Below are 12,398 nucleotides of genomic sequence, written 5' to 3'. Positions count from 1 at the left end.
GGCTGTCGCGGTCAAGTCGCCAGCGTACGGAAACTGCCGGGCCCCGGTACAATCGGAGCACCTGGGCGCGCCGTATGCGGCCCATAACTTCATGTACCCGGGAGGGTGTTGTGGATTTCAGCTTTACCGAAGAGCAGTTGATGCTGCAGGACGTTGCGCGGCGCATCGCGCAGGAAAAGATCGCCCCCAGTGCGGAGCATCATGACCGCACCGGCGAGTTCCCGCTGGACAACATCCGCCTGCTGGGCGAGAACGGCCTGATGGGCATTGAAGTGCCGACCGAATACGGCGGTGCGGGCATGGACCCGGTTGCGTACGTGCTGGCGATGGTGGAGGTCGCCGCCGCCGACGCAGCCCATTCGACCATCATGTCGGTCAACAATTCGCTGTTCTGCAACGGCATCCTGACCCACGGTACCGAGCAGCAGAAGCAGACCCACGTACGTGCCATCGCCGAAGGCACGGCCATCGGCGCGTTCGCGCTGACCGAGCCGCAGTCCGGTTCCGATGCCACCGCCATGCGCTGCCGCGCGGTGAAGCAGGCCGACGGCACCTTCGTCATCAATGGCAAGAAGAGCTGGATCACCTCCGGTCCGGTGGCCAAGTACATCGTGCTGTTCGCGATGAGCGAGCCGGACAAGGCCGCGCGCGGCATCACCGCCTTCATCATCGATACCGACAAGGCCGGTTTCGGTCGTGGCAAGACCGAGCCCAAGCTGGGCATCCGCGCCTCGGCCACCTGCGAGATCGAGTTCAACGACTACGTGGCGCAGGCCGAAGACGTGCTGGGCCAGGAAGGCGAGGGATTCAAGATCGCCATGAGCGTGCTCGATGCCGGTCGCATCGGCATCGCTTCGCAGGCCATCGGCATCGCCCGTGCCGCCTATGAAGCGACGATTGAATACGTCAAGGAGCGCAAGGCATTCGGCGCGGCCATCGGTACCTTCCAGATGACCCAGGCCAAGATTGCCGACATGAAGTGCAAGCTGGACGCAGCGCTGCTGCTGACCCTGCGCGCGGCGTGGGTGAAGGGCCAGGGCAAGCGCTTCAGCAATGAGGCTGCCATTGCCAAGCTGACCGCCTCTGAGGCGGCGATGTGGATTACCCACCAGGCGGTGCAGATCCACGGCGGCATGGGGTATTCCAAGGAAATGCCGCTGGAGCGCTACTTCCGTGATGCCAAGATCACCGAGATCTACGAAGGTACTTCGGAGATCCAGCGCCTGGTGATCGCCCGCAACGAAACCGGGCTGCGCTGAGTCGCATGGCCGCGCCGCCGCAATGGCGGCGCGGCGGTAGGTCCACGCCACGCGTGGATGCGCTGTTCTCTGGCCGTCTGTAGAGCCAAGCCCATGCTCGGCTCCGGTACAAGCAGCCGAGCATGGGCTCGGCTCTACAGAGCGGCAACCTGCGCATCGCCATACATTTCATTCTGCGGCGCCCTCCCAAAGCCCCGCTACAATGCAGGCCGTTTTTTTCATGGGTCTGCACGATGATCTATCGCGGTTGGGGAATCATGACGCTGGTGACGCCGATTGCAGCGATCCTGCTGCTGGCGTACTTCTTTCCGCATGACGGCCCCAAGGGCAATACTCCGCTGTCACAGGTTCTGTTGGGCGCAGGCCTCGGCGCAGCGGTGAACGTGGTGCTGGGCCTGTGGCTCAACCGTGCGCCGCGGCAGAAGGGGGAGGCCGCGCCCCACCATTTCTTCTTCGTACCCATGCAGTGGGCCTCGCTGATTCTGGTGGCGGTGTGCGCCGTGGTCGCGGTGATGCGCTGAGGCGTTGCCCGAACAGCGCCAACCCAGGTTGACGGATATCGGCCATGCCGTTGTTCCGGTAGATGCCAACCTGGGTTGGCATGAATTCAATTGTGGCAATAAAAAGGCCCCGGATCGCTCCGGGGCCTTCTCGTTCTCAGCGCAGCACCGGATCAACGATCCGGACGATGTGCGGCATCCGCATCGCGCTGGCGTTCCATGAACTCCTTGGACGGTTCGTCCAGCTTGTCGCCCAGCATGCGGCGCACGACCACGAAGAACACCGGGATCATCAGCAGGCCGAGCAGGGTGGCGAACAGCATGCCGCCGATCACGCCGGTACCGATGGCGTGGCGGGAGTTGGCGCCGGCACCGGTGGAGATCGCCATCGGGATCACGCCCATGATGAACGCGAACGATGTCATCAGGATCGGGCGGAAACGCAGGCGCGCCGCTTCGATGGTGGCATCACGCAGGTTCTTGCCTGCTGCGCGCTGCTCCACCGCGAACTCCACGATCAGGATCGCGTTCTTCGCCGCCAGGCCGATCACGGTGATCAGGCCGATCTTGAAGAACAGATCGTTGGGCAGGCCGCGCAGCATCGACAGGCCGAGGGCACCCAGCACGCCCAGCGGCACCACCAGCAGCACCGCCACCGGGATCGACCAGCTTTCATACAGGGCGGCAAGGCACAGGAACACCACCACGATGGACAGCACCAGCAGCAGGGTCGCAGCGTTGCCGGCCAGGATTTCCTGGTAGGACATGCCCGACCAGTCGTAGCCGAAGCCGGCCGGCAGGTCGTCGTTGACGATGCCTTCCATGGTCTGCATCGCCTCACCCGAGCTGGTGCCCGGTGCCTGCGAACCGACGATGTTGATCGCCGAGTAGCCGTTGTAGCGGCTCAGCGACGGCGGCGCCGACACCCATTCGGACTTGACCACCGTGTTCAACGGGATCATCGCGTTGGTGCCATCGGCGTTCTGGGTCAGGCTGGACGGGCTGTAGAAGCTCTTCAGCGATTCCTGGCCAGTGCGGTACGGACCATCGGCCTGCATGGTCACGCGCTTGATGCGGCCTTCGTAGAAGAAGTCGTTGACGTACACCGGGGCCAGCATCAGCTGGATGGTGCTGTACACGTCCGACACCGACATGCCCATCGACTGCGCCTGCACGCGGTCCACGTGCAGCTGCAGCTGCGGCGCGTTTTCCAGGCCGTTGGGGCGCACGCCAACCAGGTGGTCCGGCTTCTGCGCGGCCTGGCCGAGCAGGATGTTGCGGGCCTGGGTCAACTGTTCGTAGCCGGCACCGCTACGGTCCTGCAGCCACATGTCAAAGCCACCGAACTGGCCGAGGCCCTGCACGGTGGGCAGGTTGACCACGAAGATCTGCGCTTCCTTGATGCCGTAGAACGCGCCGTTCATGTTCTGGATGAACTCGGGCGCGGTGAACTTGCGTTCCTCCCACGGCTTCAGGCGGATGAAGCCCATGCCCACGTTCTCGCCGGAACCGACGAAGCTGAAGCCGGCCACCTGCAGCATGCCTTCATAGCCATCCTGCTTTTCCAGGATGCCACGCATCTGCGCGAACACTTCGTTGGTCTGGCCCTTGGTCGAGCCCGGCGGCAGCTGCACGATCGCCAGCGCATAGCCCTGGTCTTCTTCCGGCAGGAAGCTGCCCGGCATGCGGGTGAACAGGAAGCCGCACAGCGCGGTCAGCACCACGAACAGGATCATCCAGCGCGGCGCATGGCGCACCGCCGAGGTGATGTGCCCCACGTAGGTGTGGCTGATCTTGTCGTAGTACTTGTTGAAGGTGCGGTAGACGATGTTCGGGTTGTCGTTGTGCGTCGGCTTGAGGAAGGTCGCGCACAGCGCCGGGGTGAAGCCCAGCGCCAGGAACGCCGAGAACGCCATCGAGATGGCGATGGTCAGCGCGAACTGCTTGTAGATCTCACCGGCGGCACCGCCCTGCAGGGCGGAGGGGATGAACACTGCGGCCAGCACGACGGTGATCGCCACCACCGCGCCGGTGATCTGGGTCATCGCCTTCTGCGTGGCCGGCTTCGGCGCCAGGCCTTCCTCGGTCATGATGCGTTCGACGTTCTCGATCACCACGATCGCGTCGTCGACCACGATGCCGATCGCCAGCACCATCGCGAACAGCGTCAGCTGGTTGATCGTGAAGCCGATCATCCACATGCCCAGGAAGGTACCGAGCAGCGCCACCGGGATGACCAGGGTCGGGATCAGCGTGGCGCGGAAGTTCTGCAGGAAGATCAGCATCACCAGGAACACCAGGAACACTGCTTCAAACAGTGTCTTGACCACTTCCTGGATCGAGATCTTGACGAAGGTGGTGCTGTCGTACGGCGAGAACCAGGTGACGCCGGCCGGGAAGCTGGGCTGCAGCTCGTCCATCTTGGCGCGCACCGCTTCGGCCACGTTCAGGGCGTTGGCGCCCGGCAGCAGCTGGATGGCGAAGGCGCCGGTCGGCTTGCCGTTGTACTGGGTGTCGAAGCCGTAGTTGTTGGCACCGAAGGCGACGCGGGCGATGTCCTTCAGCAGCACGCGCGAGCCATCAGCGTTGGCACGCAGGATGATGTTCTCGAATTCCTGCGGCGAGCTGAAGCGGCCTTCGGCCGAGACCGTGGCGGTGAAGTGCTGGCCTTCCGGCGACGGATCCGAACCCAGCGCGCCGGCGGCGAACTGCACGTTCTGCGCACGCACCGCAGCCAGTACCTGGCTGGCCGACAGGCCGTAGCCCTGCATCTTTTCCGGGTTCAGCCAGATGTTCATGGCGTACTCGGAACCGAACTGCTGGGTGCTGCCGACGCCGGGGATGCGCGAGACCTGGTCGAGCACGCGCGAGCCCACGATGTCGTTCAGCGCGTCGCGGTTGATGGTCGGGGTATCGGACTGCAGCGCCACCACCATCAGGAAGCCGGCGTTGGCCTTGGCCACCACCACGCCCTGCTGGGTGACTTCCGAAGGCAGGCGTGGCGTGGCCAGCGAGACCTTGTTCTGCACCTGCACCTGGGCGATGTCCGGATCGGTACCGGTCTCGAAGGTCAGGGTGATCTGCGCACGGCCGTTGGAGGCGGACGAGGAGCTGAAGTACAGCAGGTGATCGATGCCGGTCAGCTGCTGCTCGATCACCTGGGTGACCGACTTTTCCGTGGTATCGGCGCTGGCGCCCGGATAGGTCGCCGAGACGGTGACCTGCGGCGGGGCGATGTTGGGATAGGACTCCACGCCCAGGTTGAGGATCGCGATCACGCCGCTGAGCGAGATCAGGATCGCAACCACCCAGGCGAAGACTGGATGTTCGATGAAAAATTTAGGCATGACGGAAGGTTCCCGTTACTGCTTGTTCGAATCGGTGGCGGCCGGCTTGGCCGCATCGGCCTGCTCGGGCCTGGCCGCGTCGGCCGGTGCCTTGCCTGCAGCCGGTGCAGCGCCCGCCGGCGCGGCGCCGCCTGCGGCCGGCTTGCCGTTGGCGTCCTGGCCAGGGGTCCACGGCTTGGCCACCGCCGGTGCACCTTCCTTGACCTTCTGCACGCCGGCCACGATCACCTTGTCACCGGCGGCCAGGCCGTCGCTGACCAGCCAGTTGCCGTTCTGCGCGCCATCGGTCTTCACGTTCTTGCGCACGACCTTGCCGTCGGCGCCGACCACCATCACGTAGCCGCCGGTGGTATCGCGCAGCAGGGCCTGCTGCGGCACCAGGAAGGCGTTGTTGCGCTCGCCCAGGTTGGCCTGGAAGCTGACGAAGGCGCCCGGCAGCAGGATCTGCTGCGGGTTCGGCAGCAGCGCGCGCAACGACACGGCGCCGGTGGCCGGGTCGACCGTGGTCGAGGAGAAGTCCAGCGTGCCCGGCTCACCATAGGTGGTGCCGTCGGCGAGCTTGACGTTGACCGTGGCCTTGCCGTCGCCGGACAGCGCCAGCGCGCCCTTGGCCTGCTGCGCGCGCAGCTGGGTCAGCTCGTCCACGCTCAACGAGAAGTTGACGTACAGCGGGTCGAGCTGGTCGACGGTGGTCAGCAGGGTCACATCGCCCTGGCCCACCAGCGCGCCCTCGGTGACCTGCTGCTTGTTGGCCACGCCACTGATCGGCGCGGTCACTTCGGCATAGCCCAGGTTGATCCGCGAGGAGGTCACTGCCGCTTCGGCCTGTTTGACCGCGGCCAGCGCGGTGCGCTCGGCCGATTCGGCGTTGTCCAGGTCGGACTTGGAGACGAACTGCTGCGGGGCCAGCGAGCGCGCGCGGTCGGCGGCGACCTTGGCGTTGGCGTAGGTCGCGCGGGCCGAGGCCAGCTGGGCCTCGGAGGCGTTGAGCGAGGCACGCAGCGGCGCCGGGTCGATCAGGAACAGGGTCTGGCCCTGCTTGACCTGCGAGCCTTCCTGGTAGACGCGCTTGAGCAGCACGCCGGGCACGCGTGCGCGGACGTCGGCGCTGCGGAACGGCGACAGGCGGCCGACCAGTTCGCGCTGCAGCGGCAGGGTCTGCGGCTTGGCGTCGATCACGCCCACCTCCGGCGGCGGGGGCGTCTGCTGTTCCGGCTTCTTGCAGGCAGCCAGCGCGACAGCAACGGCGCACGTCAAGGCAAGGGTGCGGAGTGGGGCGGTCATCAGGAGGAACTCCGGGGTTGGTTTGTAGACGGGGCCGGCGACGGCTGAGGCGCGAAGGCGCGCAGGAAGCTGTCGACGGAGAACTCTGCCCAGCGCCGACGCAAGAGCGCGTCATCACGGTGGGGGGTATGGAAGCGCTGTTTGTCGAAATCCTGACCGGCGATCATGCTCAGCAGCAGTTCGGCCATGAAGTGCGGGTCGTCATGCCGGAGCTGGCCCTGCATGCAAACGGTTTCAATCCATTCAGCAAGATGAAGCGACAGCGCGCCGGCACCATGCCGATACAGCGTACGCGCCTCTTCGGGAAACTGGGCCGCCTCGGCCGCGATCAGCCGGCAGGCCTGCCCTACGTGCGGTTGGTTGAAATGCTCCAGGAAGTCGGTGGCGAACTGGAGCAGGCTGGCACGCAGGTCGTCACTGCGGAGTGCACGAACCATGGCCCCGGTGGCGTGGCCGACGTGGCGCTGCATTACCCGGCGCAGCAGTTGCTGCTTGCTGCCATAGCGCGAGTAGAGGGTCTGCTTGGAACAGCCGGCATGCTGGGCCACCGCGTCCATGCTCATCTGGATGCCCTGCTGGGCCAGCAGTTCGCGCACGGCATCGAACACGCGCTCATCGCGTGCGTCGAGGGCAACGGGGAGGTAGGCCGGGTTCACGCGGTGGACTATACCGTCCAGTTCAGGATTGTGGAATCGAATCGGCGTCGCCGCGTGTGTCTTCCGGTAACACGCTTTGCCGATCCTGTCGGCAGTGCTGAAGCAGGCGCCAGCTCCATACCGGAGCGAACTGAATAGGCGTCTAAACCGCAGCAAACCCGAATCTGCTTATTCCGTCCTGCAGCAAGGCCTTTTCGTGCGGTAGGGCTACAATTTCATTTTCCCAACTGAGCAAGCGCATCGCTCTGCCATGAAACCGCAAAAAACCGCAGCCAAGACCGTGAAAAACAAGACGAAACCAGCAGAGTCGGAGGTCGCAGTGACCGCTGGTTTCTCCCTGGAGCCGGTGTACACGGCCTTGCGCAAGCGCTACCCCGCGGCCGCACAGGCCGAAGCAGTGGCCTTCGCCACTGACTTCTACAAGCGCATGGAGTCGGACGAGTTCCCGCACCACAGCGCTGAAGAGTGGGCCGCTCTCGCGGCTGAGACGCTGGAATTCGCCCGGGCCCGCAAGGCTGGCAAGGCCAACGTCCGCGTGTTCAATCCGACCGCGAAGGCCAACGGTTGGGAATCGCCGCATACCGTGCTGCAGATCGTCAACGACGACATGCCGTTCCTGGTCGATACCGTCACCATGTCGCTGGCCGAGCAGGGCGTGGGCGTCCACGTGCTGGGCCACCCGGTACTGCGTTTCACCCGCGACAAGGCCGGCAAGCTGGTCAAGGTCGGCGAAGGTGATGCCGAGTCGGTGATGCTGCTGGAAATCGACCGCCAGCCGGCCGATGCGATGGCCGCCATCGAGCAGGCCATCAACAAGGCGCTGGATGAAGTGCGTGCAATCGTGCGCGACTGGCAGCCGATGAAGGACAAGGCGCTGGCACTGGCCGACGACCTGGGCAGCCGCCAGCTGCCCGTCGACGACGCGTCGCGCAAGGAAGCACAGGAGTTCCTGCGCTGGGCCGCTGACAACCACTTCACCTTCTTCGGCTACCGCGAGTACCGCGTCGAGAAGCAGGGCAAGGAAGAGGTGCTGGCGCCGCTGAACGACACCGGCCTGGGCCTGATGCGCGGCAAGGACAAGTCCGCCGCCCGTCCGGTCAAGACGCTGGCCGCGCAGGGCCTGAATACCACGTCCGGTTTGAAGGATGCGCTGATCCTGACCAAGACCAATGCCCGTTCGCGCGTGCACCGCGCCGGCTACATGGACTACATCGGCGTGCTGGAGTTCGACGCCAAGGGCAAGATCATCGGCGAGCAGCGTTTCCTCGGCCTGTTCACCTCCAGCGCCTACAACCGTCGCCCGTGGGAAATCCCGCTGGTGCGCCAGCGCCACGAGCACGTGATGAAGCAGTCCGGGCTGGCCCCGGCCAGCCACAGTGGCAAGGCCCTGCGCCATATCCTGGAAACCCTGCCGCGCGAAGAACTGTTCCAGTCCAGCGAGGACGAACTGTTCCGCACCGCGATGGGCGTGCTGGGCCTGCAGGAACGCGTGCGCAGCCGCCTGTTCCTGCGCCGTGACAAGTACAGCCGTTTCATCTCCGCGCTGGTCTACCTGCCGCGCGAGCGCTTCAACACCGACGTGCGCCTGCGCATCGAAGCGATGCTCAAGGACGCGCTGCACGGCGAGTTCGTCGACAGCTCGGTGGTGCTGGGCGAATCGCCGCTGGCGCAGGTTCACCTGATCGTGCGCCCGAAGCCGGGTGAAATGCTCGACGTCGATACCGCCGAACTGGAGCAGAAGCTGGCCCAGGTGCTGCGCAACTGGCAGGACGACCTGCGCGAAGCGCTGGTGAGCCGCCACGGCGAGACCGAAGGCCTGCGCATTGCCGCCCGCATCGGCAAGGCGCTGCCGGCCGGCTACATCGAAGACAACAGCACCGCCGTTGCCGCCAACGATGTCAGCCAGCTCGACGCGCTGACCGGCCCGGACGACCTGCGCCTGAGCCTGCAGGCCGTGCCGCGCGAAAGCGGCGATGGCCTGCGCCTGAAGCTGTATCGCCAGCTGGATGACATCCCGCTGTCGGACGCGCTGCCGATGATGGAAAACATGGGCCTGCGCGTGATCGCCGAGCGTCCGTACCGCCTGTCGGTCGACAACGCGCCGGTGTACGTGCAGGACTTCGAGGTCGAGTCGACCGCTGGCGTGATCGATGCCGCCAGTGTCGATGAAGCCTTCGGCGAGACCTTCGCCCGCGTCTGGCACGGCGACGCCGAGAACGACGGCTTCAACCGCCTGGTGCTGGCTGCTGGCCTGCACTGGCGCCAGGTCGCCATGCTGCGTGGCTACTGCAAGTACCTGCTGCAGACCGGCGTGCCGTTCTCGCAGGCCTACGTGGAAGGCACCTTCGCGCGTTACCCGCTGCTGGCCCGCCTGCTGGTCGAACTGTTCGAGGCCCGCTTCGATCCGGCTACCGGCCATGAGAGCAAGGACGACATCGCGGCCGGTCAGGCCCAGCTGAAGGCCCACTTCGATGTGCTGGCCGCTGGCGACGATGCCACCCTGAAGGTGCTCAAGAGCGTGGTCGATGCCCGCAAGGGGGACCGCGACGCGCAGATGCAGGCCGCGCGCGATGCACTGCTGAAGCTGATGGATCGCGTGTCCAGCCTGGACGAGGACCGCATCCTGCGCTCGTTCATGGGCGTGATCGACGCGACCCTGCGTACCAGCTACTACCAGACCGATGCCAACGGCCAGCACGGCCATGTCATCAGCTTCAAGTTCGATTCGGCGCTGGTGCCGGACCTGCCGAAGCCGCGCCCGTACCGCGAGATCTTCGTGTACGGCCCGCGCGTGGAAGGTACCCACCTGCGCTTCGGCGCGGTTGCGCGTGGCGGCCTGCGCTGGTCGGATCGTCGCGAAGACTTCCGTACCGAAGTGCTGGGCCTGGTCAAGGCACAGATGGTCAAGAATACCGTCATCGTGCCGGTCGGCGCGAAGGGTGGGTTCTTCGCCAAGACCCCGCCGGTGAACGGCGATCGCGACGCGATCTTCGCCAACGGCGTGGCCTGCTACAAGCTGTTCATCCAGGGCCTGCTGGACATCACCGACAACATCGTCAACAACAAGATCGTGCCGCCGGTGGATGTCGTGCGCCACGACATGGACGATCCGTACCTGGTGGTGGCCGCCGACAAGGGCACTGCGACCTTCTCCGACATCGCCAACGGCCTGGCCATCGCGCACGGCTTCTGGATGGGCGATGCATTCGCCTCCGGTGGTTCGGTCGGCTACGACCACAAGGGCATGGGCATCACCGCGCGCGGCGCGTGGGAATCGGTCAAGCGCCACTTCCGTGCGCTGGGCCGCGACAGCCAGAGCCAGGACTTCACTGCGGTTGGCGTCGGCGATATGTCCGGCGACGTGTTCGGCAACGGCATGCTGCTGTCGCGCCACATCCGCCTGGTCGCTGCGTTCGACCACCGCCACATCTTCCTGGACCCGAATCCGGATGCGGCCACGTCGTTCATCGAGCGTGAGCGCCTGTTCACCCTGCCGCGTTCGAGCTGGGCGGACTACGACACCAAGCTGATCAGCAAGGGCGGCGGCGTGTACCCGCGCAGCCTGAAGTCGATCGAGATCACCCCGCAGGTGCGCGAAGCGCTGGGCCTGGACGAGAACGTCAAGGCGCTGTCGCCGAACGATCTGATGAGCGCGATCCTGAAGGCACCGGTCGACCTGCTGTGGAATGGCGGCATCGGTACCTACGTCAAGGCCGCCAGCGAGCAGCACAGCGATGTCGGCGATCGCGCCAACAACGCGCTGCGCGTGAACGGTGGCGAGCTGCGCTGCAAGGTGGTGGGCGAGGGCGGCAACCTGGGCATGACCCAGCTGGGCCGCATCGAGGCTGCCCAGGCCGGCGTGCTGCTCAACACCGACTTCATCGACAACTCGGCCGGTGTCGACACCTCCGATCATGAAGTCAACATCAAGATCCTGCTCAACGATGTGGTGCGGGCCAAGAAGCTGACCGTCGAGCAGCGCAACAAGCTGCTTGCGTCGATGACCGATGAGGTCGCCGAGCTGGTGCTCAACGACAACTACCGCCAGAACCAGGCGCTGAGCCTGATGGAGCGGATGGCAGTCAAGCGCCTGGGGTCCAAGCAGCACTTCATCCGCACCCTGGAACAGCAGGGCCTGCTCGATCGCCAGATCGAGTTCCTGCCGTCCGATGCCGAGCTCTCGCAGCGCAAGGCACGCGGCCAGGGCCTGACCCGTCCGGAGCTGTCGGTGCTGCTGTCCTATTCCAAGCTGGTGGCGTTCAACCAGCTGCTGGATTCGGACATTCCGGAAGATCCGTACCTGTCCAAGGAGCTGCAGCGCTACTTCCCGACCCCGCTGCAGAAGAAGTACGCCGACGCGATGGAGCGTCACCGCCTGAAGCGCGAAATCATCGCCACGGCCGTGACCAACCAGACCATCAACCGCATGGGCGCCACCTTCCTGATGCGCATGCAGGAAGACACCGGCCGTTCCATCGCCGAGGTCGCCAAGGCCTACACCATCAGCCGTGAAACGCTGGATGCACGCGCACTGTGGGCGCAGATCGACGCGCTCGACGGCAAGGTGCCGGAGTCGGTGCAGATCGACGCACTGGAAGTGATCTGGAAGCTGCAGCGTTCGTTCGTGCGCTGGCTGCTGTCGCGCCCGGGAGCGATGCCGGGCATCACCGAGGCCGTCAACCGCTACCAGGGCCCGTTCAACGACATTCGCGTTGCTTCGGGCGTGCTGCCGGATTCGCAGCGTCCGACCTACGAAGCCCTGGTGGCCGAGTGGAAGGAAAAGGGCCTGCCGTCCGCGCTGGCACAGCAGCTGGCCGAACTGCACTTCCTGGAGCCGGCGTTCGACATCATCGAACTGGCCCGCACCCGCAAGCTGAAGCCGGTGGACGTGTCCAAGGTCCACTTCCGCCTGGGCGATGCCCTGCAGCTGCCGTGGTTGTTCGAGCAGGTTGACGCGTTGGAGGTCAACGGTCGTTGGCACGCGGTGGCGCGTGGCGTGCTGCGTGACGAGCTGGCAGCCAACCACCGCAACCTGGCCGGGCAGGTGCTGGGCACCAAGGGCAACAGTGCCGAGGCCAAGGTCGCTGCCTGGATGGGCCGCGACGACAACAGCCTGCGCTTCACCCTGGCGATGCTGGCCGAACTGGCCGAGCAGAAGACCCTGGACTACCCGACCGTCTCGGTCGCGGTCCAGCGCCTGGGCCAGCTGGCCGCGCATGGTGCGTAAGCGCATTCGCGCTGACGCCCCACGGATTGCTCTGCAAACCGTGGGCCCCATGCCAACCATGCTCCCAGACCCCCGCGCCGTTGGCGCGCCCCCCTGACTCAGGGGGGCTCCTGATCTGCAGCAGT

Annotated in this window: 6 protein-coding genes; 3 read left to right on the top strand and 3 right to left on the bottom strand. The window is 65.5% G+C overall.

Annotated elements, in window-relative coordinates; all coding sequences use genetic code 11:
• Positions 1–110 precede the first annotated feature (110 nt).
• Both HMPREF3114_RS19055 and HMPREF3114_RS19050 read left to right on the top strand, forming a co-directional pair.
• Positions 111–1,259 (top strand): acyl-CoA dehydrogenase family protein, encoded by a 1,149-nt coding sequence (locus tag HMPREF3114_RS19055; protein ID WP_070490445.1) that lies wholly within the window; start codon positions 111–113, stop codon positions 1,257–1,259.
• Between the two features lie 233 nt (positions 1,260–1,492).
• Positions 1,493–1,780: a hypothetical protein gene (locus tag HMPREF3114_RS19050; RefSeq protein WP_053499468.1), complete on the top strand. Its 288-nt coding sequence runs from the start codon at positions 1,493–1,495 to the stop codon at positions 1,778–1,780.
• A 152-nt stretch (positions 1,781–1,932) separates the two neighbouring features.
• On the opposite strand, the gene HMPREF3114_RS19045 is transcribed toward HMPREF3114_RS19050, so the two are convergent.
• Genes HMPREF3114_RS19045 through HMPREF3114_RS19035 form a run of 3 tightly spaced genes read right to left on the bottom strand, consistent with a single transcriptional unit; the run spans position 1,933 to position 7,046 of the window.
• The gene (locus tag HMPREF3114_RS19045) at positions 1,933–5,106 is read right to left on the bottom strand and encodes a multidrug efflux RND transporter permease subunit (protein ID WP_053499470.1); all 3,174 of its coding nucleotides are present in this window, start codon (positions 5,104–5,106) and stop codon (positions 1,933–1,935) included.
• A 15-nt stretch (positions 5,107–5,121) separates the two neighbouring features.
• Entirely contained in the window at positions 5,122–6,390 is a 1,269-nt protein-coding gene (locus HMPREF3114_RS19040; protein WP_053499472.1) for an efflux RND transporter periplasmic adaptor subunit, read from the bottom strand.
• Complete coding sequence (locus tag HMPREF3114_RS19035; protein ID WP_005417420.1) at positions 6,390–7,046, bottom strand: TetR/AcrR family transcriptional regulator; 657 nt, start codon at positions 7,044–7,046, stop codon at positions 6,390–6,392. The genes HMPREF3114_RS19040 and HMPREF3114_RS19035 overlap by 1 nt, the downstream gene beginning before the upstream one ends.
• A 250-nt stretch (positions 7,047–7,296) precedes the next feature.
• Here HMPREF3114_RS19035 and HMPREF3114_RS19030 point away from each other — a divergent pair, with 250 nt between their 5' ends.
• A complete protein-coding gene (locus tag HMPREF3114_RS19030; RefSeq protein WP_070490443.1) occupies positions 7,297–12,273 on the top strand; it encodes an NAD-glutamate dehydrogenase in 4,977 nt (1,658 codons plus the stop codon).
• The last annotated feature ends 125 nt before the right edge of the window (positions 12,274–12,398 follow it).

Origin of the sequence: Stenotrophomonas sp. HMSC10F07, from assembly GCF_001807895.1 — a bacterium.
GTDB classification, from domain to species: domain Bacteria; phylum Pseudomonadota; class Gammaproteobacteria; order Xanthomonadales; family Xanthomonadaceae; genus Stenotrophomonas; species Stenotrophomonas sepilia.
This window is presented reverse-complemented; position numbering and strand designations above follow the sequence as displayed.

Coding starts and splice junctions, on each gene's coding strand:
- HMPREF3114_RS19040 (WP_053499472.1), bottom strand. CDS start 6,390: ATGACCGCCCCACTCCGCACCCTTGCCTTGACGTGCGCCGTTGCTGTC.
- HMPREF3114_RS19030 (WP_070490443.1), top strand. CDS start 7,297: ATGAAACCGCAAAAAACCGCAGCCAAGACCGTGAAAAACAAGACGAAA.
- HMPREF3114_RS19050 (WP_053499468.1), top strand. CDS start 1,493: ATGATCTATCGCGGTTGGGGAATCATGACGCTGGTGACGCCGATTGCA.
- HMPREF3114_RS19045 (WP_053499470.1), bottom strand. CDS start 5,106: ATGCCTAAATTTTTCATCGAACATCCAGTCTTCGCCTGGGTGGTTGCG.